At 37.2% G+C, this 25,144-nt stretch carries 23 protein-coding genes; all 23 read left to right on the top strand.

Annotated features, from left to right (window positions below):
* Positions 1–67: 67 nt before the first annotated feature.
* Positions 68–2,269 (top strand): protein translocase subunit SecDF, encoded by a 2,202-nt coding sequence (locus GCWU000282_RS02465; protein ID WP_035039390.1) that lies wholly within the window; start codon positions 68–70, stop codon positions 2,267–2,269.
* A 71-nt stretch (positions 2,270–2,340) separates the two neighbouring features.
* On the top strand, positions 2,341–2,523 hold the full coding sequence (locus GCWU000282_RS02460; RefSeq protein ID WP_023353405.1) for a DUF6472 family protein: 183 nt from the start codon (positions 2,341–2,343) through the stop codon (positions 2,521–2,523).
* 85 nt (positions 2,524–2,608) lie between these two features.
* Positions 2,609–3,418: a PfkB family carbohydrate kinase gene (locus GCWU000282_RS02455; protein WP_023353404.1), complete on the top strand. Its 810-nt coding sequence runs from the start codon at positions 2,609–2,611 to the stop codon at positions 3,416–3,418.
* 13 nt (positions 3,419–3,431) lie between these two features.
* The gene (locus tag GCWU000282_RS02450) at positions 3,432–4,181 is read left to right on the top strand and encodes an NYN domain-containing protein (protein WP_023353403.1); all 750 of its coding nucleotides are present in this window, start codon (positions 3,432–3,434) and stop codon (positions 4,179–4,181) included.
* A 45-nt stretch (positions 4,182–4,226) separates the two neighbouring features.
* On the top strand, positions 4,227–4,853 hold the full coding sequence (locus GCWU000282_RS02445; protein ID WP_023353402.1) for a sugar transferase: 627 nt from the start codon (positions 4,227–4,229) through the stop codon (positions 4,851–4,853).
* Positions 4,840–6,237: an MATE family efflux transporter gene (locus GCWU000282_RS02440; protein ID WP_023353401.1), complete on the top strand. Its 1,398-nt coding sequence runs from the start codon at positions 4,840–4,842 to the stop codon at positions 6,235–6,237. The genes GCWU000282_RS02445 and GCWU000282_RS02440 overlap by 14 nt, the downstream gene beginning before the upstream one ends.
* A gap of 23 nt (positions 6,238–6,260) precedes the next feature.
* Positions 6,261–6,779, top strand: coding sequence for a hypothetical protein (locus GCWU000282_RS02435; RefSeq protein ID WP_035039073.1), 519 nt, complete (start codon positions 6,261–6,263; stop codon positions 6,777–6,779).
* Between the two features lie 477 nt (positions 6,780–7,256).
* Positions 7,257–10,586: a Cna B-type domain-containing protein gene (locus GCWU000282_RS02430; RefSeq protein WP_023353399.1), complete on the top strand. Its 3,330-nt coding sequence runs from the start codon at positions 7,257–7,259 to the stop codon at positions 10,584–10,586.
* Between the two features lie 226 nt (positions 10,587–10,812).
* The gene (locus GCWU000282_RS02425) at positions 10,813–12,870 is read left to right on the top strand and encodes an LPXTG cell wall anchor domain-containing protein (protein ID WP_023353398.1); all 2,058 of its coding nucleotides are present in this window, start codon (positions 10,813–10,815) and stop codon (positions 12,868–12,870) included.
* Between the two features lie 118 nt (positions 12,871–12,988).
* On the top strand, positions 12,989–14,503 hold the full coding sequence (locus tag GCWU000282_RS02420; RefSeq protein WP_051384106.1) for an aminotransferase class I/II-fold pyridoxal phosphate-dependent enzyme: 1,515 nt from the start codon (positions 12,989–12,991) through the stop codon (positions 14,501–14,503).
* Entirely contained in the window at positions 14,454–15,044 is a 591-nt protein-coding gene (locus GCWU000282_RS02415; RefSeq protein ID WP_023353396.1) for a nucleoside/nucleotide kinase family protein, read from the top strand. Before GCWU000282_RS02420 ends, GCWU000282_RS02415 begins: the two co-directional genes overlap by 50 nt.
* A 1-nt stretch (position 15,045) precedes the next feature.
* Positions 15,046–15,486, top strand: coding sequence for a YaaR family protein (locus GCWU000282_RS02410; RefSeq protein ID WP_023353395.1), 441 nt, complete (start codon positions 15,046–15,048; stop codon positions 15,484–15,486).
* Between the two features lie 14 nt (positions 15,487–15,500).
* Positions 15,501–16,478 (top strand): DNA polymerase III subunit, encoded by a 978-nt coding sequence (locus GCWU000282_RS02405; protein WP_035039068.1) that lies wholly within the window; start codon positions 15,501–15,503, stop codon positions 16,476–16,478.
* Positions 16,479–16,499: 21 nt separating this feature from the next.
* Positions 16,500–17,405 (top strand): PSP1 domain-containing protein, encoded by a 906-nt coding sequence (locus GCWU000282_RS02400; protein WP_023353393.1) that lies wholly within the window; start codon positions 16,500–16,502, stop codon positions 17,403–17,405.
* Between the two features lie 11 nt (positions 17,406–17,416).
* The gene (locus tag GCWU000282_RS02395) at positions 17,417–18,151 is read left to right on the top strand and encodes a tRNA1(Val) (adenine(37)-N6)-methyltransferase (protein WP_023353392.1); all 735 of its coding nucleotides are present in this window, start codon (positions 17,417–17,419) and stop codon (positions 18,149–18,151) included.
* Positions 18,152–18,162: 11 nt separating this feature from the next.
* On the top strand, positions 18,163–19,008 hold the full coding sequence (gene rsmI, locus GCWU000282_RS02390; RefSeq protein WP_023353391.1) for a 16S rRNA (cytidine(1402)-2'-O)-methyltransferase: 846 nt from the start codon (positions 18,163–18,165) through the stop codon (positions 19,006–19,008).
* Between the two features lie 38 nt (positions 19,009–19,046).
* Positions 19,047–19,241, top strand: a complete 195-nt coding sequence (locus GCWU000282_RS02385) for a type II toxin-antitoxin system HicA family toxin (protein WP_023353390.1) — start codon at positions 19,047–19,049, stop codon at positions 19,239–19,241.
* Position 19,242: 1 nt separating this feature from the next.
* Positions 19,243–19,650 (top strand): type II toxin-antitoxin system HicB family antitoxin, encoded by a 408-nt coding sequence (locus GCWU000282_RS02380; RefSeq protein ID WP_035039064.1) that lies wholly within the window; start codon positions 19,243–19,245, stop codon positions 19,648–19,650.
* Positions 19,651–20,109: 459 nt separating this feature from the next.
* Positions 20,110–20,859, top strand: coding sequence for a Fe-S cluster assembly ATPase SufC (gene sufC / locus GCWU000282_RS02375; protein ID WP_023353388.1), 750 nt, complete (start codon positions 20,110–20,112; stop codon positions 20,857–20,859).
* A gap of 2 nt (positions 20,860–20,861) precedes the next feature.
* Positions 20,862–22,286 carry a Fe-S cluster assembly protein SufB gene (gene sufB / locus GCWU000282_RS02370; protein ID WP_023353387.1) on the top strand — a complete coding sequence of 475 codons (1,425 nt, stop codon included), beginning with the start codon at positions 20,862–20,864 and terminating at the stop codon, positions 22,284–22,286.
* A complete protein-coding gene (locus tag GCWU000282_RS15710; RefSeq protein WP_023353386.1) occupies positions 22,286–23,464 on the top strand; it encodes a SufB/SufD family protein in 1,179 nt (392 codons plus the stop codon). The genes sufB and GCWU000282_RS15710 overlap by 1 nt, the downstream gene beginning before the upstream one ends.
* Positions 23,454–24,671, top strand: a complete 1,218-nt coding sequence (locus GCWU000282_RS02360; protein WP_023353385.1) for an aminotransferase class V-fold PLP-dependent enzyme — start codon at positions 23,454–23,456, stop codon at positions 24,669–24,671. Before GCWU000282_RS15710 ends, GCWU000282_RS02360 begins: the two co-directional genes overlap by 11 nt.
* Entirely contained in the window at positions 24,661–25,095 is a 435-nt protein-coding gene (gene sufU / locus GCWU000282_RS02355) for a Fe-S cluster assembly sulfur transfer protein SufU (RefSeq protein ID WP_023353384.1), read from the top strand. Before GCWU000282_RS02360 ends, sufU begins: the two co-directional genes overlap by 11 nt.
* Positions 25,096–25,144: the final 49 nt, after the last annotated feature.

Below are 25,144 nucleotides of genomic sequence, written 5' to 3'. Positions count from 1 at the left end.
GTAAAAACTAAGATTTCGAGGAGGAATTCTCCTGAAAATAAAGAACTAAAGAAAGGTGGATTTTGCAATGAATAGCAAGAAACGCGGCGTAGCTAAGATACTTAGTTATGTCATAGTTATAGCACTTTTAGCAGCCGTTGCTTTGGGAGCATTTGGCAATAAGGCAGGCAGTGCTAGAGGCATTAAGAGGGGACTTGACCTTGCAGGCGGTGTAAGTATTACTTATGAAACCGTAAAGGCTAAACCGACAGCAACGGAAATGGCGGATACCATTGAAAAGATGAGACTTCGTGCAGAGATTTTCAGTACAGAGTCAGAAGTATATCAGGAAGGCTTAAACAGAGTAGTTGTAGATATTCCTGATGTTAAGGATGCTGATGCGGTTCTCAAGCAGCTTGGTTCAACAGGTTCACTTCAGTTTATTCCTGTAGAAGGAAATATAAGCTTTGTAGATGGAAAGTATAAGCTGAATAAGTCTATCGAAGAGCTGGTTCAGGAAAAGAAAGTATCTGTGGATGGTGCAGATATTGCTACAGCAAAGGCTCAGTCCAGAAAACAGGAATCCGGAGTCGGAATTGAGTACATAGTTGAGCTTGAACTGAATGCTAAGGGTGCAAATAAGTTTGCTAAGGCTACTAAGGAAAATCTTGGAAAACAGATAGCTATAGTGTATGACGGAAATGTAATTTCTGCTCCGACTGTGCAGACTGTAATTACAGAAGGTAAAGCTCAGATTTCGGGACAAAGTTCCATGGAAGAAGCTGAAAGACTTGCTTCTATAATCAGGGTTGGAGCTCTTCCTCTAGAACTTAAAGAAGTTCGTTCAAGTGTAGTGGGAGCAAAGCTCGGAGATACAGCACTTGAAACTTCACTTTTGGCCGGTCTTATCGGTTTCGCCATTGTATTTTTATTTATGATATTTGTGTATAAGATACCGGGACTTGCTTCAAGCTTGGCTCTTATTGCATATGTAGTTATTGAGCTTGTACTTTTACAGCTTTTACAGATTACACTTACCCTTCCGGGTATTGCGGGTATCGTGCTTTCTATCGGTATGGCGGTAGATGCAAATGTAATTATATTTACCCGTATTAAGGAAGAAATCGGTCTTGGCAAATCTGTACGCTCTGCTATCGGAAATGGTTTCAAGAAGGCACTTTCAGCTATTATAGACGGTAATATAACCACTATTATTGCAGCTATTGTGCTCGGTATCTTTGGTACAGGTACTATCAAGGGCTTTGCTTATACACTTGCCCTCGGTATTATTATTTCAATGTTTACAGCGCTTTTCATAACCAAGTTCTTACTTTTCTCATTCTATGATTTGGGATTTGATACAGAGAAGTATTATGGAACCAAGGTTGATAAAGAGAATAAGCCGTTCCTTAAGTTTGCACCAAAGGCTTATATACTTTCACTTATAGTTATAGGTGTAGGTATTGCGACTATGATATTTAATGCAGCTGGTGGAAAAGGTGCCTTTGATTATGCTCTTGAGTTCTCAGGCGGTACTTCTACAGAAGTAGTGTTTGAAGGTGGAAAGGTTCCGGGTAATGATGAAATCAGAAATTTTGTTAATGGAATAATTCCGTCATCTAATGCGGATGTAACTCAGATAGTTGGCGAAGATGCGGTTGTAATCAAGACAAAATCACTTAATGAAGAAGAAAGAACCAAGCTTCGTGAAAGCTTCGTAGAGAAGTATAAGGTATCTAAGGACAATATAACCAATGAAAATATTTCGGGTGCTGTTAGCGGTGAAATGAAGCGTTCTGCACTTATGTCAGTTATTGCTGCTACAATCTGTATGCTTATTTACATCATAATCAGATTCAGAAATGTTGCTTTCGGTACAAGTGCGGTTCTGGCACTTATCCACGATGTGCTTGTGGTAGCTACTCTGTATGCACTTATCAGAATGAATGTAGGTAATACCTTCATTGCATGTATGCTTACCATAGTAGGTTATTCAATTAATGCAACCATCATTATCTTTGACCGTATCAGAGAGAATATGGCTGAGAAAAAACGTGGTGAAACCGTAGCTGAGATAGTTGATAAATCAATTACCCAGACATTTTCAAGAAGTATCAACACTACAGTTACAACTCTTATAATGGTAGCTGTTCTCTTCATTATGGGTGTTAGTTCGGTAAGAGAGTTCTCGCTTCCTATTATAGTGGGACTTATCTGCGGTGCATATTCTTCAATCTGCATAACAGGTACTCTGTGGTATTCCTTTGTAAGGAAAAAGATCGAAAAATAAGTTGATGTAAATTTGTTGTTATGGTGGTGCAGGTTTTAACTTGCACCACTTTTTAAAATTCGGAGGTAACTATGTCATCAGGTTTTGCCTGTGAGGATTGTAATAACTATGTTTACGATGAAGATGAAGAAGCATATATCTGTGTACAGGACATGGATGAGGACGATTTTTACAGAGTGATGTCAGGTAAATTCAGAGATTGTCCTTATTATAGGTCGGGAGATGAGTATAAGGTGGTCAGACATCAGATGTAATAAGGCTTTTCAATTGTAAATCTAACACTTTTGTGATAGACTAAAACTGATTTTGAAGATTTTTAATAATCTCTTGGGGGATGATATGAGACAGAAAAGAGTTTTGCTGGCAGAAGATATTTCCTGCTACGGAAAGTGTTCTACAACTGTAGCATTTCCGATTCTTTCGGTGGCGGGTTTTGAAGTATCATTTCTGCCGACCGCCATTTTCTCGGCACATACAGGTATAAGTAAAGACATAGCCTTTCTCGATTTTTCGGGAGGAATGAAAGGGATATTGAAATCCTGGGAATCCATGGAACTTAGCTATGATGCTGTACTTATAGGCTATGCTTTCGGAAAGAAACAGCTTGAAATTATGGCTGATTTTTTGGAGAAGACTGAACAAAAGCTTGTCATCTTAGACCCGGCTATGGCAGAAAACGGAAGACTTTACAGTAAGCTTCCCGAGGACTATCCGGATGCTATGAAAGAGCTGATAAAACATTGTGACTATCTTACTCCCAATATTACAGAAGCCTTTATGTTAGCTGAAAAACCATATCATAAAGCGCCTTATGTAAGAACTGAAATTATGGAACTGCTTATTATTTTATATGGAAAATACCGAAAAAATGTTATAATTACGGGGATTGAAACTGTAGATAATAAGCTTACGGTCATGGCGATAGATGATAGCGGAGACATATATACATGTGAAACCCAAAAAATAAGCCGGAACTATAGCGGTACAGGTGATGTATATGCTGCTCTTTTATTAGACGGACTTTTGAAAGGGAGAGATTTTAAGACTTCTGTCAAGGAAGCTATGGAGCTTACCACCAGGGCCGTAATGCTAAGTGTGGCAGGAGATTATGAAAATCTGTATTTTGAAGGCATACTGAAAGAATTATAGAAGGGGGTTGAATATGGAAAACTTGAAAAGAATAGTTATGCTGATTGATGCTGATAATACCCAGATAGGTAAGCTTGAGGATGTTATCGGAGAGATTTCCACACATGGAAGAATAGTGGTTAAAAGAGCCTATGGTAACTGGCGTAAAGACGTACTTAAAAATTGGGAAAAAGAGCTTAAGAGGCTTGCTATAAAAGCGGAACAGCAGTTTGATTATGTTAACGGTAAAAATGCTACAGATATGGCACTTGTAATTGACACAATGAATCTGTTACATAAGGGGATATATGACTGCTTTGTAATAGTTGCCAGTGACAGCGATTATACCCCTCTTGCAATCAATTTACACGAATCCGGTGTATATGTAATAGGGGTGGGAGAGAAAAAGACTCCCGAGGCTTTTAGAAACAGTTGTGATGAATTTATTTTCCTTGAGAACCTTGGCAGGGCTAATGAATTAAAGCTGTCTATTCCTAAGGCAGGTGATGATGAATACGAAGAAGATGAACCTGAAGAAGACTATGATATAGAAAAAATACATAATCTTTTAAAGATTGCTTCGGACAAGTATCAGGATGATGAAGGTTTTGTAAATGTAAGTTCAGCAGGGCAGTTTATCAAACGTGTACGCCCTGACTTTGATGTGCGTACTTTTGGATATTTGAAGCTACCTAAGCTTATAGAGGCCTTCCCTGACAGGTATGAGATTAAGAAATATAAGGGTAAGGGTACGGTACTCATTATTGCATACAGATGTAAATAGTCTGAATTCAATAAAAAATACTAAAATAAACGGGAGGTAAGCAGCATGTACAGGAATTTCATAAAGCGACTGTTGGATTTTTTATTATCCCTGACAGCCATACTACTGTTGTCTCCCATACTTCTCATACTTACTATAGCCGGTGCGGTTAAAATGGGTGGAAACCCGTTTTTCACTCAGGAAAGACCGGGTAAGGATGGTAAGGTGTTTAAGCTTGTAAAATTTAAGAGCATGAATAACAAAAAGGATGAAAACGGTAAATTACTTCCGGACGAAGTCAGGCTTACTTCTTATGGGAAATTTATCAGAAATACCTCTCTTGATGAACTTCCTGAGTTAATTAATATACTTAAAGGGGATATGGCGATAGTCGGACCGAGACCGTTGCTTGTGAAGTATCTGACAAGATATAATGAAACTCAGGCAAGGAGACATGAAGTACGTCCGGGGCTTACAGGGCTTGCTCAGGTAAATGGCAGAAATGCGATAAGCTGGGAAGAAAAATTTAATTATGATGTGGAATATGTAGATAATGTAAGCTTTTTGCTTGATTTTAAAATAATATGTAAGACAGCACTAAAAGTCATAAAAAGGGACGGAATCAGCAGCGAAACTTCTGCGACAATGGAAGAATTTATGGGACAGGCTAAGGAGAACAATGAAATTCGGTAATCTTAAAAGAAAATTTATAGGCAAACGCAGTTTTTATGCAATGATACTGGCTATAGCCGTACCTATCATGGTACAAAACGGTATAACAAACTTTGTCAACATGATAGACAATATAATGGTGGGCAGAGTCGGTACCAATGAAATGAGCGGTGTTGCCATAGTAAACCAGCTGATTATGGTATTTAACCTTTGTATATTTGGCGGAGTGGCGGGAGCAGGTATATTTACCGCTCAGTTTCATGGAGCAAGAAATACAGAGGGAATACGCCATACTTTTCGTTACAAACTTATAGTTATTGCTATTATTGCGACAGCAAGCATAGCTGTTTTTCTGTGTTTTGGGGATGAACTCATCAAATTATATTTAAATGGAGAAACCGGAGACGTAGCTGATATAGAGGAGACTTTTAGACAGGCTGAAATATATCTCTCCTATATGCTTATCGGACTGCCGCCTTTTGCTATAGCGCAGGCTTACGGGGATACGCTCAGATGTTCAGAGGAAACCATAGTTCCTATGAAAGCAGGTATTGTGTCGGTTCTTGTCAACCTTTCACTAAACTATGTGCTTATTTACGGAAAGCTCGGAGCCCCGGCACTCGGAGTAGCGGGTGCTGCCATAGCTACAATTATAGCAAGATATGTGGAAATGGCGGTTGTAGTTATATGGACACATACTCATAGCAGGAGCCAGCCGTTTATAAAAGGTGCATTTAAGAATTTTAAAATACCCCTTCCACTGGCTAAAGATATGATTGCAAAGGGCACGCCTCTAATACTTAATGAAACGCTGTGGTCAATGGGAGTAGCAGCCCTGCTTCAAAATTATTCTGTAAGAGGTCTTGCCGTGGTAGGAGCTTTGAACATATCCCAAATTATTTCTAATCTTTTTAATGTGGGAATAATAGCGATGGGAAGTGCAATTTCCATAATTTTAGGCAGAAGGCTCGGTGCCGGTAAGATGAAAGAAGCAAAAGAATATTCTGTAAAATTAATCTTTTTTACGGAAATTATCTGTTTTGCCACAGCTTTAATACTTATGTTACTTGCACCTTTCTTCCCAATGATATACAATACTACTGATGAGATAAAAGCTCTTGCAACATCATTTATAAGGGTAGCGGCAGCCTGTATGCCTATATATGCTTTTGAAACCTGCTGCTATTTCACTATACGCTCCGGCGGCAAGACATTTATTACATTTTTATTTGACAGCGTGTTTATGTGCCTGGTATCTGTGCCGGTTGCTTATATCCTGGTTCATTTTACGGCATTGAACATAGTAACGGTATTTCTCTTTGTCCAACTGGTAAGCCTTTTAAAATGTCTGATAGGCTTTACTATGGTAAAGAAGGGAATTTGGCTTAACAAACTTGCTTATTAAAATAGAAAGGAATGGAAAACAGTATGCAGATTATAATTATAATTGTTATTGTGATAATATTTATCGCTAATCAGGTAGAGAAAAATAAGAAAAATAGTATAGGATTGGGAGCCAAAGGTGCCCGTAATATAGTTCCTCAGCCTAACAATGCTTATCAGGTAAATCAACCAAGAAGAAGCAGCTCAGAGAAGGCTTTTAGGGAAAGCAGTACTTATCAGACAAGTAATATGGTGAATGAACAGATGGCAAACAGAGACGCCGCCATGGATGTATTAAACGAATTTAATGAATCCTTTGACAGAATGAAGACTAGGAAAGAAGCTAATAAGCCTAAAAAGGCTAAGCCGGTTAATAGTGTGGCAACAAATAAGAAAGAAGCTAAGGTAGAAGTTATTAACTTGTCTAAGCCGGAGGAGAAAACTCCTAATAAGGATACCGGCTATACTTGGAGCATCTTTGATGATTTTGCGGCTTCGGATGCACTTTATCTGGCAAGGAAGGATGTTGAAAGCAGGAAGGCACAGAAAATTTCTTATATTTAACCACCAATTATTCATGTCATAGGTCACAGACATCTTATTTTGCGTAGTATATTTGGATAAACAGCTTTAGGTCTGTGACTATGGGTGTATATTACCAAACATCTGCAAAATATCGTAACTTAGGTTAGATTTTAATCTTGTTACGGTATTTTTTTATTTAATAGGAAATTTCTTCGAGAGATGCGCAGCTTTCGGCAGGGAAGTTTGCCCTACAGTACAGCCCGTGTGCAAAGTGTGTGCAAGTCCTCACTTTTTAAATAGAACAGAACTTGTTGCATTAATTTTATCAATAAGTAAGAAAATGCATAAGATGTAACCAATAAGTAACTATAATAGGTTAGTCTATTCTCGCTGTGATTTTAATGTATTTTGTAAATTAAGTACAGAATTTTTTATGATATTAGAATTTTTGTGCATATAATTGTGTAGTTTATTAAAATACAAGTAATCAAGCTATTAACTAAGAAAGGAAGAGCTATGAGAAGTAGAAGTCAAAGAAAAAACAGTATGGGAGTACATTCCGTATTAGCTAAATTTATGATCTTATTGATGATTATAAATGTTTTAAATGTTATTCATCCCGCAGCTGTAAGAGCAGATGATACAAAACATTTTGGAAACAATACCACTATATTACCGGAAGGCGGAATTACTGCGAAGAATTATAATAATGGTAAATTTGATGTTGAGATGGTTGTTAAAGGTGATGGAAGTACTACCATAGAACAGAAAAATTTAGATGTTGTTTTAGTAGTTGATCGCTCCTATGATAACATGCGTAAAAACGGCAGAATGGCAGCAGCTAAAGCTGAGGCTGCCAAATTAGTTGATTATTTTTTACAATCCGGAAATAATAAGATAAGAGTTGGCTTGGTAAGCTTTGCAGGAAATAATGGCGGCAGTCCTTCTCCTGTATTGGGAGTTACTCAGTTAACACAGGATGCAGATGAATTAAAAAATGCAATAAGAGGGTATAATACAGCAGGATGGAATAATAGTCCGGTACTAAGAGAAGCATTTACTCAAGCAGGATTAATTAAAGCAAATGAGATGTTTGGAGCATCTAATACAAACAAGAAAATAATAGTTTTAATTAGTGGTGGAGCTCCAACTATTTCTTATGGGCTTACTCTTGATTTTAATCAAAGAGAAGAAGCGCTTTCTAATACACCTAAAGAAGGTTATGAAATTTGGAGTTTAACCAGGTGGCTTGATCCTAAATATCATAGTTCTTGGAAAAAAGGTTATCATAAGAGTAATGAATGGACACCATATTATGTAAAACTTGTTAAAGGACTTATAGATGTCCCAATGGGTAAGACAGCTGAAGTGAAAACTAACACTATAGCTGAAGCGAATAAGATTAAAACTGATAGCGGTGTTGAGATATTTTCTGTTGGTATAAAGGCTGACGGTGATGCAGCGGAAGTATTAAAAAAGATTGCTTCTGATAATAGATATTATGTAGACAATATCTTAAAAGATGTTATAGACAAAGTTATTGAAAGTCTTAAAGAAGTAAAGAAGGAATATAGCATTAAAGATGGTGATTTGGAGATTAAAATGAATGAGGCGGTTAAGTCTGAACTTGATCCTTCAAAGATTACTTTAACTGCACAAAATACAGATTCAACTGCGACAGCAGAAGATAAAGCTGATTTAGCTAGGCGTTTTAATGAAATAAATAAGGAATTTGACAATAAAACTCTTACTTTAAGAAAAATTAATTTAGGTAAAAATGAAGTCCTTAACATAAAATATCAGGCAGAGTTACTTGAAGCATATAAAGATGGAAATCCTCATAACATAGTTGAATATGTTATTTTATATCCTGAAGGGAAAAATGGGAGTAAGGAAGTAAATTTTGCAATCCCTACAGTAAAAGAAGCAATTCATTCGTCTGTTGCCATTACCAAGGTTTGGGAGGGAAAACCGGCAGATACGGCGAATTTTGGGCTTTTCAAAAAAGTAGCTCCTGATGACAGACTTGAACGGATACCTAATGCTAATCCTAAAATATCTAAAAATGCCAATCAATGGACAATTAAATTTGAAAATGTAAAGACTTTTGATATAAACGGTAAAGCAATTGAATATGTAGTAAAAGAGCTTAATGAGCAGGGAAATCCTCTTAAAACGGGGGAGGTTGTAACCCTAAATAACAGAAAATATAGAATTTCTGAGTCTGATAACGGTAAGACTATTACTAACACAGAGCTTATTGACATAAGTGTTGAGAAAAATTGGGCAGATGGTGTTCCTGAAATTGCAATGCAGTCCGTAAAGTTTAGGATAACTGAGGACAATAAGTCAGCTGAATTTAATAAGACTTATGAATTAAATAAAGCAAATGGATGGACGAAGAAATTTGAAAATCTACCTTTATACAAAGGCAATGAAAAGATTAAATATTCAGTAGTTGAAACTTACATAAATGGCGAGAAGATTACAGAGCCTATCAATCCTGAAGCAGATTCAGAAGGTAATCATGTTTATTATTATAAGGCATTTAAGATAACTTTAAGTAAAAATGCCATAGATATAATAGATTCCGGCAAAGTTACAATAACAAACAGTGTAAGAAAACCTGAACAAAATATTCCTGATAAGAGAAGAATAAAGGTTGTCAATAACTGGGGAAAAACTCCGGATTCTAAGAAAAAAGAGATTGAAGTATCACTCTATAAAGTAAATAAAGATGGAGAACTGATTAAGGTTGATGATGCTGCTTCAATGGTTTTAAATAAAAATAATGAGACTGATAAGGATTGGCAGGGTGAATTTGTTGTTGATAATAAAGACAAAGATGGTAACCTTATTCAGTATTATGTTTTTGAAACAAGGATAGATAATGCAACAACCGGTGCTGTTAAGTTTGATCCTAATCTGTACAATGATGGTTATAAGATTGGTGAGTATAATGTAAGAATCAGTGAGCTGACCAGTGAAGCTCAAAATGCTGAGGCAGGAGATTATGGTTTCTACATTCTTAATGAAAGTGAAGGTGTTTCTACTGATCCTGCCACACCTGAAGAAAAGATAGATATTAATGTTACAAAAACCTGGACAGGTTCAACACCTGTTGGACATAAGCTTCCTGTTAAAGTCAGGTTGTTCATTGAAAATGGCGAGTATTTAGTTCCTGTAACAAATGTAGCCGAATTAACATTGAATGACGGCAATAATTGGACAGGAAAATTTGAGAATTTAGAAAAAATTGTTGATAATTATGGCAATGAGATTAAGTACTATGTATATGAAGTAGGTGTAGGAAATAATAATATCATTAATAATAGTGAGTTTATGTCTAAACCTGCTGCGTATAAGATAGGAAGTTACAATGTTACTATTGCAGGAAATGGTACTATAGATGTAACAATAACCAATGATCATAAACCTGCTCAAGCACCCGGGGGTGGGGCAGTAGATCCGGGAAATCCGGGAAATTCCGGAAATCCGGGAGCATCATCAAATCAGGGCTCAAATACACCAAATGTAAATGTTACTGATGACAAAACTCCTCAGGGAACTGTCAATACAGATACAAAACCAACTGATGAAGACACGGACGAAACCGGTGTAGAAGATATTGATGATGATGATATACCGGAGGATGAAGCTGGCTCAAATGAAGATACAGATTCTGGCGGTAAAACTAAAGCTCCGAATAAAGTGAAAGTAAATGAAGATAATGTTCCACGGGGAAAAGCTGCATTACCAAAAACCGGCGGAACTGATTCCACATTGTTTGGCGTTCTTGGCTTTGGCCTTATAGGTTTAGGTTTTTTAATTAAAAAAAGAAGATAAAAAGCTTTCTAAAATAAAAAATAATTACCGCATATCTTTGTGCAATATATACAAAGATATGCGGATTTTTTTGTGCAAGTTCAACATTATCCAATGAATAATACCAAGAAATACTTAGCTTTTTAACACAAACTATCCTTCGGGTAATATTATTTTATCCAAAAAAGTTATATAAAGATTATATAGCACATTATATGCAAATTTCTTTAAGAAAGAAGGTAGGAGTATGAGAAAAAAAGAAAAAAAGCAAAGATTATCTATGCTTGCAAAGTTTATGGTTTTATTAATGATTATAAACTTGTTCAGTGCAATCAGTCCTATGGTTGCAAAGGCAGATGAGCCTGATGACGCGCATTGGAAACCGGGTTCTGTTACAGAAGGAGATTTTACCATTGAAAAAGAAGTTACAGACTATAAGAGCGACGATGATACCTACGGGATTAAGCTCACAGTAAAAATAAGCGACCAGACGCAGGTTCAGGGGTTGCTCATTGACGGCGGAATCATAACTGATGATATGAGTCAATTTGTTGATTTTGTTGAAAATTCTGAACAAAATGTAACAGATGGCGGAGTGCCTCAGATAAATTTTGATAATACTACCGAAGTGTTAAAGGTACGAAATGTAAGTCTTGCCAAAGGTCAAAAACTGGAAGTTACATACAGAATTAAGCTTAAAGAAGTAATGAAAGATGGAGAGTTTCGCGAAACAAACGGTGAAACCAAATTATGGATTCCGGATAACGGAAACGGAAGGATAATGAATTTCGAGATTCCTGAGATAAAACAATTGGTAACAAAAAAGATTACCGTTAGAAAAAACTGGGAAAATACTGAAGAAGCATCAAAAACAGATGTAAATTTTAAGGTTTGGGGTAATACCATTCCTTTATACACAGGTATAATTAATAAGGGTCAACAGGAGACTACCTTTGATGTACCTAAATATGCAAATGGTGATGAAATACCTAATTATGATGTGAGAGAGATAGATATACAGAATGGTAATACTCCGATAAATGAAGGTGAAGAAATTATCTTAGGAGATTCTAAGTTTGAAGTACATTATAGCAATGCTAATGAACCTGATACATATATAATCACCAATAAATTAATAGACAATAAAATTAAGATTAACATTACTAAAAAATGGGCACCGGGTGTTCCTGAGATAGCAAAGAAGTCAGTAAAAGTAATGATTATTGAAGCAGGGCTTAAGGTTGAGCCTAAAGAGGTAACAATAACTGCAGCTACAAACTGGTCTGTCACTGTTGAAGTTCCTAAATATAAAGATGGTGATGCTCTCAGCTATTCAGTTTTAGAAACTGAAATAAATGGTGAAAAAATAAATATTCCGTTTCCGATTAACCAAGATCCGTCAGGTAATGGATATTATTATCATAAAGCGTTTAAGATTACCTTAAAGGATTTTATAGATATAACCGAAGACAGAGAAGTTGTAATTACTAACGGTACAAAAACACCTGAGTTTGATAATAATGACCGTTTAATAAAGGTAGTTAAAAATTGGGGGGAAACTGCAGAAAGCCTTAAAGCAACAGTTAAAGTGAGATTATATAAGCTTAATGGTGCAGGTAAACTTGAAGAAGTGATACTGGTCGGTGATGATAAACCGTTAGAAGTTGAGCTTACTAAAGACAATGACTGGATGAATCAGTTCAAAGTTACTTCTGTACCCGGTCCTGATGTTTACTATGTTCTTGAAACAAAAGTCGGTGGAACTGATATTGATAATGCTAAATTGGATGAATTGGTTTCATCCCCTGCTTTAATTAACGATGGTTATAAGATTGGCGATTATCAGGTAAAAATTAATAAGTTAAGCCATGTAAACGGTAATTATGGATTCTATATTCTAAATGAAGGCAAGAAAACAAATAATAACGGTGGCGGACCTGTAATACCGGGTCCTGATCCAACTCCTGATACAACACCGGGGACTGATACTGCTACCGATTCTGCGATTAATGTATCTACAGATTCAACACCTAAGGGGGATACAGGTAATAATGCAGATAATTCGGATAAAAATACGGATGATAATACAGATGATACAGGTATAATTGATGATATTGAAGATGATGACATACCTGAGGGTGATGTGACTGATGAAGAAAAAGATGAAGATTTAGATGTTACTGACGATACCGCTCCAAAAGGTACTTCAAACTTACCTAGAACCGGTGGAGTTCCTGCTGAGGTATTCGGACTTCTCGGTCTCGGAGTTATAGGCTTAGGTCTTGTAATTAAGAGAAGAAAGTAAGATTGTTAAAAGGATTTTAATATTGACAGAAGCACTGATTACAGATAAAATTGTATAAAATCTTATAATAAAGACCGAAAGGCTTATCTTTCGGTCTTTTATAGTGCAGGAAGGCAGAATGAATAATATATATAGGAACCTTATAAATCATAAAAACAGTGACTTTTATCCGTTTCATATGCCGGGGCATAAGAGAAATGCTGAACTTACTAAGAAATATGGACTCTGGGATGAGGAACTGACTCCTTATGATATCGATATAACTGAGATTGATAATTTTGACAATCTTCACAACCCTGAAGGTATAATAAAAAATGCGGAAACTTTTGCTGCCGGTCTATATGGAGCAAAAGAAAGTATTTACTCTGTAAATGGAAGCACCGGAGCAATCCTTGCTGTACTCGGACTTATGGAGAGAGGAGAGGCTGTGCTTATAGCCAGAAACTGCCATAAGTCTGTTTATCATGGGGTGGAACTCTATGGCCTTGTACCACATTATCTTGCGGGAGAAATTGATGAACTTGGCATATATCAAAGTATTAGCCCTCAAGAAGTAGAGAAGGTATTAAAACTTTATAATTCTGATTGTGAAATTATAAACAAAGAGTGTGGAAAAGTAAAACAGGCAGATAATTCTATTAAACTTGTGGTTATAACCTCACCTACCTATGAAGGTATTGTTTCTGATATAAGTCAAATAGCGGATATCTGCCATAAGTACGGGGCTTTACTTATGATTGATGAAGCACATGGGGCACATTTTGGCTTTGATAAATTTTTTCCGGAAACAGCGGTAAGATTGGGAGCGGACTTTGTAATACACAGCCTTCATAAAACCCTGCCTTCATACACTCAGACTGCAATTTTACATATGAATCTTGAAGATGTGGCTATAATTAAGAGATTACACAGACAGTTTAATTTGCTTGAAACTTCCAGTCCTTCATATATATTTTTAGCTGGTATGGAAAATAGTCTGAAACTTGTGGAAGAGTATGGAAGCAGGTTATTTGAAGAGTATAAGAACAGGCTTATAAATTTTAGAAATAAAACGGCTTCATTGAATAAGGTGAAAATTTATATGCCCAATAATTATTATGCTTATGATTACGGAAAACTTGTTATTACAGCAGGAATTAATTCGGGGGCGGAGCTTTACAGGTATTTATATGAAGAACATCATCTTGTAACGGAAATGAAGTCTAAGGATTATGTAATTGCAATGACAAGTATTTTTGATACTGATGAAGGCTTTGAAAGACTTTCCGGGGCTCTTTGTAAATCAGATAAAGATGAAAACTTCTTTAAACTTGATAATAAGGTAAAATTTGATTATACTTTAAGGAGTGGAACTTTGCCTGAAAGAAAATTACTTCCTTCTGAGGCGGTAAGCCTTTCTGCCAAATATTGCAGGAAAGTAGAGCTTGAAGATTCGGAAGGACTTATTTCAGCGGACTATGTGTATTTTTATCCACCGGGAATTCCTCTTTTAGTGCCGGGTGAAGTAATCGGAGAGGATATTATTGAGCAAATAAAGGCTGCAAGGCTTACCGGCATAGAGATTTATGGAGGATGTGACGGAAATGGGATATTTGTATGTGCTTATTGGCAAGAGCGCAACAGGCAAGGATAGCATATATAAGAAGCTTTTGGAAAATCCTGAGCTTAACTTAAAAGAAGTTGTCCTTTATACAACACGCCCTATGCGTAAGAAGGAAACAGACGGAGTTGAGTATCATTTTGTGACCGAAGACAGGCTCAAAGAACTTAGAAATGCAGGCAAAGTAATAGAAGAACGCTGCTTTAACACTATAGACGGCCCCTGGTATTATTTTACTGTCAATGATGGTAAAATGGATTTAACTACAGGTAATTATATTAGTATTAACACTTTGGAAGGTTTTAACCGGATAAGAAAATATCTCGGAAATGATAAGGTCAAACCTGTTTATATAGAAGTTTCAGATATTGAGCTTATAAAAAGAGCTGTTAAAAGAGAAGAAAAGCAGATAAATCCTAATGTTGCGGAGATTTGCAGGAGATTTTTAGCTGATAATGCAGATTTCAGTGAGGAAAATCTTAAACTTTCCGGAATAGAGGCCAAATCCAGATTTCAAAATGATGAGTTAGAATCCTGTGTAGATAAAATAACTGCTTTTATAAAGGAAAACTGATATGGATATTAAAATCAATCCGTTGATATTACCCCAAACTACTGAAGTAGAAAAAACTGCTAAGACAGATGACGGACAATTTAAATTCACCCTTATAAAAAATATAGAGGATAATTCCCTGGCTGAAAGGCTTAATTCTATGATGAATTCCATAACAATGGAAGGCAAAAAGCTGAAGAAACATATGGATATAAGGGATATGAAGCATTATCGGGGGCTGATAAAAGAATTTCTAAATGAGGTACTTAGTCGGAGTCACGAATTTTCAAGAGAAAATTATTTGGACAGGCGCGGAAGACACAGAGTTTATGGTATAATAAGGATTATTGATAAAGAACTTGATGAACTGGCAGAGGAACTTGTAAAGGATGAGAAGGATGCTATAAGCATACTGGGAAAGATAGATGAGATTCAGGGACTTTTGTTGGATATTTTTACCTGATGTGGGAGGCGGATATGAATACTAATATTTTAGGCAGAGAAAGTCTGGTAGAATACATGAAGACTGCTGCTTCTAAAGAAGAATTTTCACATGCCTATATATTTGAAGGGGAAAAAGGTATGGGAAAGCTTTTCATAGCTAAGGAATTTGCAAAAATGATACTTAGCTGTGGGAAGGAAACTGATGAAGAGAGGCAGATTGTGTATAAACAGGTGGATAACGGCAACAGCCCTGATATTATTTACATAGAGCCTGATAAGCCTACTACAATCAGTGTTGAGGAAATCCGTACAAAACTGGTAGGAACGAGTGATATTTTCCCTTATGGGAAGTATAAGGTTTACATAGTTAAGGAAGCGGAGAAAATGAATGAGCAGGCGCAGAATGCTCTGCTTAAGACTATTGAAGAACCGCCTGAATATGTTATAATAATTCTGCTTTCCGCCAATAAGAACCGCCTCTTGCCCACTATCAGGTCGAGGTGCGTTACACTTGATATAAAGCCTATAGCCGCCAATATTATAAAAGAATATCTGATAGAGAATTATGGGGTAGTTGATTATGTTGCTGATATGGCGGCTAAATTTTCTGCGGGAAATGTTGGCAGAGCTGTAAGATATGCCTGTGATGAGGATTTTCTTGAAATGAAAAATGTGGTAGTAAAGATTTTAAGAAATCTTGATAAGGAAACCATAACCGAAGAAATTGCAAGCATAATTAATCTTGAGGGCTATAAGAAGGAAATAAAAGACTGCATAGAGCTTATGATACTTTGGTTTAGGGATTTGCTTGTACTTAAGACTACCGGAGATGCAAACAAGATACTTTTCAGGGAGGAGTACAGGTATCTGAATGAGCAGATAGCCAAGAGAAATTACAGCTCGATAGAAAGAGCGCTTGAAAGTATGGAAAAGACGAAAAAGCGTCTGGATGCAAATGTTAAATTTGACACAGCTATAGAGATAATGCTGATGTATATGAAAGATAAATAAATTCAGATAGAATGGAGAAATATGGTAACAGTAATCGGAGTTAGGTTTAAAAGGGCGGGGAAGATTTATTTTTTCAATCCTGGAAATCTTGATATAAAGGCAGGAATGCACGTAATAGTAGAAACTGCCAGAGGTATTGAATACGGACTTGTAGCCGTAGGCAGAAAAGAGATAGAAGGAGACAAGGTAGTTCAGCCTCTTAAGGAAGTTATAAGGATAGCGACTCCTGAGGATGATGAGGCAGACAGGAAGAATAAGGAAAAAGAAAAGGAAGCTTTTGATATCTGCCTTGAAAAAATAAGAAAACATGAGCTTGCTATGAAGCTTATAGCCTGTGAATATACCTTTGACAATAACAAAGTAATGTTTTACTTTACCGCTGACGGAAGAATAGACTTTAGAGAACTTGTAAAAGATCTTGCTTTTATATTTAAGACAAGGATAGAACTAAGACAGATTGGAGTAAGAGATGAGGCTAAGATGAAGGGTGGAGTGGGAATCTGTGGCAGACCGCTTTGTTGCCATACATTTTTATCAGAGTTCATTCCTGTTTCCATAAAGATGGCTAAAGACCAGAATTTTTCACTTAATCCAAGCAAGATTTCAGGTGTATGCGGCAGACTTATGTGCTGTCTTAAAAATGAGGAAGCGGCTTATGAATACCTTAATTCAACCCTTCCTGATATCGGAGATATAGTGGAGACTGTTGAGGGCTTTAAGGGAGAAGTAAGCTCTGTAAGTGCCTTAAAACAGCTTGTGAAGATAATTATTGAAAATGAGAGCGGAGTTAAGGAAATTAAAGAGTATAAGGTAGAAGAGTTAAAGTTTAAGCCTAAGAAAAAGAAACAGGATAAAGAGATAGAATCATCTGAAATCAAAGCTTTGGAAGCACTTGAAAGAGCCGAGAGAAAGACACATTTAGACTAAGAAGGTAAAAAATGGAATTTGAACTTAAGGACAGAGAAAGACTTGATGACCTTGAGATAAGCGGACTTCATATTATACAGTCGCCTGATAAGTTCTGCTTTGGTATGGATGCAGTACTTTTATCAGGCTTTGCTTATGCCAAAAAAGGCTATAGAGTTATAGATTTGGGCACGGGTACAGGAATTTTGCCCCTGCTTTTATGGGCAAAAACCGAAGGGGAGCATTTTACAGGGCTTGAAATTCAGGAAGAAAGTGCGGATATGGCGAGGCGGAGTGTTGTAGGCAATAATATTACAAATATAGAAATAGTTGACGGAGATATTAAGTCGGTAGATAAGCTGTTTAAGAGGCAGAGTTTTGATGTGGTGACTTCCAATCCGCCCTATATGATAAATGAGCATGGAGTAGCTAATCCTCAGGCACCTAAGCAGATAGCAAGGCATGAGATATTATGTACACTTGAAGATGTGGTGAAGGCTGCGGCCTATTTACTAAAATCAAACGGGAAATTTTTTATGGTTCACCGTCCGTTCAGGCTTCCGGAAGTTTTTGAGAATCTTGGGAAATACAGACTTGAGCCTAAAAGAATGAGGTTGGTATATCCTCAGATTGATAAAGAGCCCAATATGGTGCTTGTTGAGGCGGTAAAGTATGGAAGGCCAAGGCTTAATGTGGAAAAACCGCTTATAGTTTATGATAAAGATATGAAATATACTGAAGAAATGATGAGGGATTACAGATACTAGAAAGGAAAAATATGGCAGGGAAGTTGTATTTATGTGCTACACCTATTGGCAATCTGGAAGATATTACATTCAGGGTGGTAAGAACTCTTAAAGAAGTAGATGTAGTAGCTGCGGAGGATACCAGAAATTCCATTAAGCTTCTTAATCATTTTGAGATAAAGACTCCGCTTACCAGCTATCATGAGTTTAACAAGTATGATAAGGCGAAGGTTCTGGTAAGCAGGATGCTGGGTGGGGAGAATATTGCGCTTATTACCGATGCCGGTACACCGGGAATATCAGATCCGGGGGAGGAACTTGTAAGACAGTGCTATGAAGCGGGTGTAGAGGTTACATCTTTGCCGGGGGCAGCAGCTTGCGTTACAGCCCTTACCTTATCGGGACTTTCTACAAGACGTTTTGCGTTTGAGGCCTTCCTTCCTGCCGACAAGAAGGAAAAGGCTGCTATTTTAGAGGAACTTAAGTCTGAAACAAGAACTATCATCATTTATGAGGCTCCGCACAGGCTCAAAAAGACTATAGCTGAGCTTTTATCTGTACTTGGTAACAGGAGACTGACTGCTGTGAAAGAATTAACAAAACTTCATGAAAATGTATTTTTAACTACATTTGAAGAGGCGTTGGCTTATTATGAAGAAAATGAGCCTCGCGGGGAATTTGTGCTGGTTATTGAGGGCAGAGATATAGAGGAGCTTAAGAAGGAAAAGGAAGCCTCATTTCTGGAAATGGATATAAATGAGCATATGAAACTCTACCTTGATAAGGGAATGGATAAAAAAGAAGCTATGAAGGCTGTAGCTGTGGACAGAGGAATACCTAAGAGAGAAGTGTATAAGATGTTGTTGACATACGTATAAATACGTAGTAGAATAAAGATGTGGAAAGGAACTAATAAATGCCTCTTACAGGTAAAGAAATGTTGAAATTATTAAAGAAACATGGTTGGAAAGTGGAAAGGCAGGAAGGTTCACATTATCAGCTATTTAAAAACGGGAAAAGAATTACTGTGCCGGTGCATAGTAATAAAGATTTAAAAAAAGGATTGGAACAGAGAATATTAAAAGATGCAGGATTAGATGGGAGGTTATGATATGCTTGAAAAAAGTCTTAATATGGCATTTCCGTTTGTTTTTCATAAGGAAGAAGACGGTGGGTATTTCATAGAATGTAAAGATATAGACGGAGTTTATACAGGCATAGATGAAGATGATATTGCTTATGGGATGAGTATGGCAGAAGAAGTCCTCGGAATGACACTTGCGGATATGCTTGAAAAAGGAGAATCAATCCCGAAACCAAGCAATATAAAGGACGTGAGCTGTGATGATGGATTTGTGACTATGATAATGGTAGATGTAGAAAAATATATAAGAGACACAACTTTAGTAAAGAAAACTTTGAATATTCCTAAATGGGCCAATGATTTGGGGGTAAGACTCGGAATTAATTTTTCAAAAGTACTGACTGACACGATATCGGCAATGGCTGTAACAAAATAAGTTGATTTATTTAATATGATACAAGTGTCAAAAGTATAAAAATTCGATGCAAGCTTGCTTGCAAGAGAATTTATTATCTTTTGACACGCAAAAAATATGAGTAAGGAGCCATTTTTTGCAAAAAATGAGCGGATTACGAATATTTTTGCAAGGATTGCGTGAGGTGAAGCCGAAGCAATCCTGTATTCACTCGCCTTTCTAAAATTAAAGAAGGGCGTTTTTATTTTTAAAATAGATTAGGGTATTAAAAGTATTTTCCCATTGATGCAGGATTGTTACAGCTTAATTTCTTGCAATTCTTGCACAAATTCACAAACAAAATAAAAAAACTTTAAAAATGCCCATATTAGTTATTTCTAACTTATTGAAACTTTCTCTGACAACGGTTATAATATAAAAATCTAATTCGTACTAAATTGGTAGGAATTAAAATTGTTAATTATTAATTGGGAGGCAGTTATGTCAGAATTATTAAAAGTTAAAAATTTATCGGTAGCAATAGATGATGCGGATATACTTAAAAATATTGATTTTACTATAGGTACGGGAGAAACCCATGTACTTATGGGACCTAACGGAGCCGGAAAATCTACCTTAGGTTATACCATTATGGGCAATCCTGAGTACGTTGTTAAGTCAGGTGATATTGAGTTCGAAGGTCAGTCTATCCTGGAAGATGGAACTGATGTCAGGTCTAAAAAAGGTATGTTTCTTTCCTTTCAAAACCCTTACGAGATTGCGGGGCTTTCTCTTGAGAGCTTTCTTAGAAATGCTATCAGGCAGATTACAGGGAAACCGCTTAAAATTATGCAGTTTAAGCGTGACTTGAAGGAAGCCATGGAAATCTTGCAAATGGATGAATCCTATCTTACAAGAGATTTAAATGTCGGCTTTTCAGGCGGTGAGAAGAAAAAATCTGAAATTTTACAGATGCTTATGCTTCGCCCTAAGCTTGCAATCCTTGATGAGACAGACTCAGGACTTGACGTGGATGCTGTTAGAACAGTAAGTCACGGAATTGAGGCTTATCAGAAGAACAGAGACGGAGCACTTTTAATTATAACTCACAGCACAAAAATATTAGAAGCATTAAAAGTAGATTATACACATATTCTGGTTAAAGGTAAGCTTGTAGAGACCGGAGATTCTACACTTGTAGATGAAATAAATAGCAATGGATTTGCACGTTTTGAGAATATTGGAGAGTAGAGATGGCTGAATTGGATAAAAATGAAAAAATGGTCATAGACGATATAGATAGTTCGTTCTATGATTTCAGATATGATGAAAATGATGAGGATTTCCTTAAGCTTGACAAGGGCTTAAGTACAGATATAGTTTTACAGATTTCAAAGGAGAAGAATGATCCTGAATGGATGCGTGATTTCAGGCTTAAATCTCTTGATATTTACAATAAACTTAAAGCTCCTGACTGGGGACCTTCTATCGAAGGGCTTGACATGAATACTATTATGACCTACGTGCGTCATAAGGGAGATATGAAAGGAAAGTGGGAAGAAGTTCCGGAGGATATCAAGAATACTTTTGAAAAGCTTGGTATACCTGAGGCAGAGAGGCTTTCGCTTGCCGGAGTGGGAGCACAGTACGATTCAGAGCTTGTTTATCATAATGTGCGTGAAGAAGTTGCGGCACTCGGAGTAGTTTATACTGACTTGGAATCTGCTATGCATGGCGAATATGGCGATATGATTCATGAGTATTTTATGAAATTAATCCCTCCTACCGACCATAAATTTGCTGCCCTTCATGGTGCGGTTTGGTCGGGCGGCTCCTTTGTATATGTGCCGAAGGGAGTAAAGGTGGACATACCTTTGCAGTCGTATTTCAGACTTAATGCGGCAGGTGCAGGTCAGTTTGAGCATACTTTAATCATAGTTGATGAGGGTGCAGACCTTCATTTCATAGAAGGCTGTTCCGCACCTAAGTACAATGTGGCAAACCTGCATGCAGGAGCGGTAGAGCTTTTTGTTAAGAAAAATGCAAGGCTTAGATATTCAACCATTGAGAACTGGTCAAAGAATATGTATAACCTGAATACCAAGAGGGCTATAGTTGAAGAAAACGGCGTGATTGAATGGGTTTCAGGCTCTTTTGGCTCTCATGTATCCTATCTTTATCCTATGAGTATACTAAAGGGAAACGGCTCAAGAAGTGAATTTACGGGAATTACCTTTGCAGGTAAGGGACAGAACCTTGATACCGGAGCTAAGATGGTGCATATAGGAGAGGATACATCTTCTATTATTAATACTAAATCTGTATCAAAGGGCGGAGGAACCAATACATACAGAAGTATGGTGACAGTGCGTGAAAGTGCAAAACGCAGTAAGGCTTTTGTTTCCTGTCAGTCACTTATGCTTGACAGTGACAGCCGTTCGGACACAATACCGGCTATGGATATAAGAACAGATGATACAGATATCGGACACGAGGCAAAGATAGGCAGAATCAGTGATGATGCAGTATTTTACCTTATGTCAAGAGGAATAAGTGAAGAAGAGGCGAGGGCGATGATAGTCAGCGGTTTTGCAAATCCTGTATCAAAGGAACTTCCTCTTGAATACGCAGTTGAAATGAATAACCTCATTCAGCTTGAGATGAAGGGAGGCATGTAATGAAGTTTGAGTTAAACGGAGCTGTCAATTATCTGCCTGCAATAACCTATGGCAAGATGAAAAACAGCTATGCGGAAGTAGATTTTAGTTATGAAGTAAATGTTGAAAATGATTTAGATATAAAATTAACTGATGGTGTGGAACTTCTTACCGCAGGGGAGTTATATGATGAAATAGTGGCTAAGGCAAGCTTTGTAAAGACAGGTATGGAAGCCTTAAACCTTGATTCAAAAGCAGGCGGAGACAGTCTTGAAGATGAAAACAGACGTGACAGGGAAGTAAAGGATGCTCCCTCTACAGATGTAGTAAGAAATGCTTTTAAGGCTGCAGGTATTCCCGTAAAAGTAATTGCAACTAAAAAAGGAGTTAAAGCAAAAAAACCTGTAAAAATAACTTACAGAGCAGGTGAGAAAAATTCCTTAAACAATCATATAATCTATGTAAGTGAGGGCTCGGAACTAACCGTAATTGAGCTGTTTGAATCTGAGAACAGGGATAATATCGCAGGTTTGCAGACCAGAGTATATGTAGGGGAAAATGCTAAAGTAAAGCTTGTAAGGGTGAACCTGCTTTCAGAGAATACAGACCATTTTGATGATTTGGGATTACACCTTGAAGATGATGCTAAAGCAGAACTTGTACAGCTTGAACTTGGAGGGAAGCGTTCTTATGTTGGTGTAAGATGTGAACTTGTTGGAAGGAAAAGTGAATATAACAGTGCTACAGGCTATCTTTGTAAAGGTGAAAGCCTGCTTGATATGAATTATGTCACAAATGAATGGGGAAGGAAGGCCTCATGTAATATGGATGCAAGCGGTGTTCTCTTAGATAAGGCAACAAAGGTATATCGCGGAACAATTGATTTTAAAGAGGGTGCAAAAGGCGCAAGAGGTTTTGAAAAAGAAGATACTCTCCACTTCAGTTCTGAGGTAATAAACAAATCAGTACCTCTTATACTTTGCCACGAAGAGGATGTGGAAGGTGACCATGGTGCAACCATAGGAAGAATAGATGAAAAGCTTATGTTCTACATAAAGAGCCGCGGAATAGATGAAAATGCAGCAAAAGAACTTATGACAGAGGCTTACATCAATGCTGTTACCGAGAAAATCGGAGATGATGAGACCGAAGAAAGAGTTATAAAATATGTAAGTGAGGTTTTCAAAAATGAGCAGTAATTATAGAGAGGATTTTAAGTTTTTTAGTGAATATCCTGATTTGATTTATTTTGACAATGCTGCTACAACTCAAAAGCCGAATGTGGTGCTTGAAAGAATGATAAGATACTATGAAAGCGAGAATGCAAATCCGCTTCGTGGTGTGTATGATCTTTCTGTAAAGGCCACAGATGCTTATGAAAATACAAGAGCAAGGACTGCGGACTTTATAGGGGCAGAGTCTGCTTCTGAGATTATATTTACCAGAAATGCTTCAGAGAGCCTTAACCTGATAGCAAAAAGTTACGGAGAAGCCTTCCTTAAAGAAGGAGATGAGATTGTGCTTACGGTAATGGAGCATCACAGTAATCTTCTTCCTTGGCAGGAAGTAGGGAAAAAGACAGGTGCAAAGCTTGTTTTCCTTGAGTCTGATAAGACAGGTTTTATTTCAGATGAAGAGATTAAGGCTAAGATTACAGAGAAGACTAAACTTGTAAGTTTGGCTCATATTTCAAATGTACTCGGCAGAAAAAATCCTGTGGAAAAGGTTATAAAAGCGGCTCATGATGTAGGAGCGGTAGCTGTTATAGACGGAGCGCAGGCAGTACCTCATACAAAGGTAAATGTAAGAGAATTAGATGCAGATTTTTATGTGTTTTCTGGTCATAAGATGCTTGCTCCTATGGGAATCGGTGTGGTTTATGGCAAGAAAAAGCTGCTTAACAAGATGCCGCCGTTTCTTACAGGCGGAGAAATGATAGAGTATGTAGAGCTTGATTCGGCTACTTACGCAGAAGTTCCGCATAAGTTTGAAGCGGGTACCGTAAATGTAGGCGGTGCTGTCGGGCTTCATGCAGCCATGGACTACCTTGAAAACATTGGCTTTGACTATATCGAAGAAACCGAGCTTAGACTTACAAAGAGACTGTTTGAAGGGATGAAAGCCCTTCCTTATATAAATATAGCTGGCTCTGACAATGCTGAGGAGCATAACGGAATTATTACATTTACAATAGATGATGTACATCCGCATGACAGTGCTTCCATTCTGAATAATGCTAAAATCTGTGTAAGGGCGGGGCATCACTGTGCTCAGCCTCTTATGAAATTTTTGGGCTTTAACTCAACGCTTAGAGCAAGTCTGTATTTCTACAATACAGAAAAAGAAGTTGACAGATTTTTAGACAGTTTGACAAAGGTAAGGGGGTGGCTTGGCTATGGAGCTTAGAAGCATATACAATGAAATACTTACTGAGCATAATATGCATCCGAATAATAAGCAGGAAATAGAGCATCCTACTATAGAGCTCAGAGGAGTAAATCCAAGCTGCGGCGATGATATTACACTTAAATTACAACTTGAAAATGATGTGGTTGTGGATGGCGGTTATACAGGAACAGGCTGTGCTATATCTCAGGCTTCAGTCGATATGATGCTTGACCTTGTCATCGGCAAGACAAAAGAAGAAGCTTTAAGGCTCGGTGAGCTTTTTATGGGAATGATTAAGGGTGAAATTAAGGCAGATGAAGCCTTGGAGGAACTAGATGAGGCTATAGCACTGAGGGACATTGCACATATGCCTGCAAGGGTTAAATGTGCGGTACTTGGCTGGCGGACACTTGGTCAGATGCTTGATAAGAAAGAAGAATAAAAACTATTACCTCTATCTTTACGGTAGAGGTAAATTTATAACTACATTT

The sequence above is a fragment of the Catonella morbi ATCC 51271 genome, from assembly GCF_000160035.2.
GTDB classification, from domain to species: Bacteria; Bacillota; Clostridia; order Lachnospirales; family Lachnospiraceae; genus Catonella; species Catonella morbi.
Note: the sequence above shows the minus strand (reverse complement) of the source record. Positions and strands in the feature narration are given on the sequence as shown.

What these genes read in the sequence shown, in the direction of transcription:
- GCWU000282_RS02465 (WP_035039390.1), top strand. Translation starts at nt 68, where the DNA reads ATGAATAGCAAGAAACGCGGCGTAGCTAAGATACTTAGTTATGTCATA.
- GCWU000282_RS02460 (WP_023353405.1), top strand. Translation starts at nt 2,341, where the DNA reads ATGTCATCAGGTTTTGCCTGTGAGGATTGTAATAACTATGTTTACGAT.
- GCWU000282_RS02455 (WP_023353404.1), top strand. Translation starts at nt 2,609, where the DNA reads ATGAGACAGAAAAGAGTTTTGCTGGCAGAAGATATTTCCTGCTACGGA.
- GCWU000282_RS02450 (WP_023353403.1), top strand. Translation starts at nt 3,432, where the DNA reads ATGGAAAACTTGAAAAGAATAGTTATGCTGATTGATGCTGATAATACC.
- GCWU000282_RS02445 (WP_023353402.1), top strand. Translation starts at nt 4,227, where the DNA reads ATGTACAGGAATTTCATAAAGCGACTGTTGGATTTTTTATTATCCCTG.
- GCWU000282_RS02440 (WP_023353401.1), top strand. Translation starts at nt 4,840, where the DNA reads ATGAAATTCGGTAATCTTAAAAGAAAATTTATAGGCAAACGCAGTTTT.
- GCWU000282_RS02435 (WP_035039073.1), top strand. Translation starts at nt 6,261, where the DNA reads ATGCAGATTATAATTATAATTGTTATTGTGATAATATTTATCGCTAAT.
- GCWU000282_RS02430 (WP_023353399.1), top strand. Translation starts at nt 7,257, where the DNA reads ATGAGAAGTAGAAGTCAAAGAAAAAACAGTATGGGAGTACATTCCGTA.
- GCWU000282_RS02425 (WP_023353398.1), top strand. Translation starts at nt 10,813, where the DNA reads ATGAGAAAAAAAGAAAAAAAGCAAAGATTATCTATGCTTGCAAAGTTT.
- GCWU000282_RS02420 (WP_051384106.1), top strand. Translation starts at nt 12,989, where the DNA reads ATGAATAATATATATAGGAACCTTATAAATCATAAAAACAGTGACTTT.
- GCWU000282_RS02415 (WP_023353396.1), top strand. Translation starts at nt 14,454, where the DNA reads ATGGGATATTTGTATGTGCTTATTGGCAAGAGCGCAACAGGCAAGGAT.
- GCWU000282_RS02410 (WP_023353395.1), top strand. Translation starts at nt 15,046, where the DNA reads ATGGATATTAAAATCAATCCGTTGATATTACCCCAAACTACTGAAGTA.
- GCWU000282_RS02405 (WP_035039068.1), top strand. Translation starts at nt 15,501, where the DNA reads ATGAATACTAATATTTTAGGCAGAGAAAGTCTGGTAGAATACATGAAG.
- GCWU000282_RS02400 (WP_023353393.1), top strand. Translation starts at nt 16,500, where the DNA reads ATGGTAACAGTAATCGGAGTTAGGTTTAAAAGGGCGGGGAAGATTTAT.
- GCWU000282_RS02395 (WP_023353392.1), top strand. Translation starts at nt 17,417, where the DNA reads ATGGAATTTGAACTTAAGGACAGAGAAAGACTTGATGACCTTGAGATA.
- rsmI (WP_023353391.1), top strand. Translation starts at nt 18,163, where the DNA reads ATGGCAGGGAAGTTGTATTTATGTGCTACACCTATTGGCAATCTGGAA.
- GCWU000282_RS02385 (WP_023353390.1), top strand. Translation starts at nt 19,047, where the DNA reads ATGCCTCTTACAGGTAAAGAAATGTTGAAATTATTAAAGAAACATGGT.
- GCWU000282_RS02380 (WP_035039064.1), top strand. Translation starts at nt 19,243, where the DNA reads ATGCTTGAAAAAAGTCTTAATATGGCATTTCCGTTTGTTTTTCATAAG.
- sufC (WP_023353388.1), top strand. Translation starts at nt 20,110, where the DNA reads ATGTCAGAATTATTAAAAGTTAAAAATTTATCGGTAGCAATAGATGAT.
- sufB (WP_023353387.1), top strand. Translation starts at nt 20,862, where the DNA reads ATGGCTGAATTGGATAAAAATGAAAAAATGGTCATAGACGATATAGAT.
- GCWU000282_RS15710 (WP_023353386.1), top strand. Translation starts at nt 22,286, where the DNA reads ATGAAGTTTGAGTTAAACGGAGCTGTCAATTATCTGCCTGCAATAACC.
- GCWU000282_RS02360 (WP_023353385.1), top strand. Translation starts at nt 23,454, where the DNA reads ATGAGCAGTAATTATAGAGAGGATTTTAAGTTTTTTAGTGAATATCCT.
- sufU (WP_023353384.1), top strand. Translation starts at nt 24,661, where the DNA reads ATGGAGCTTAGAAGCATATACAATGAAATACTTACTGAGCATAATATG.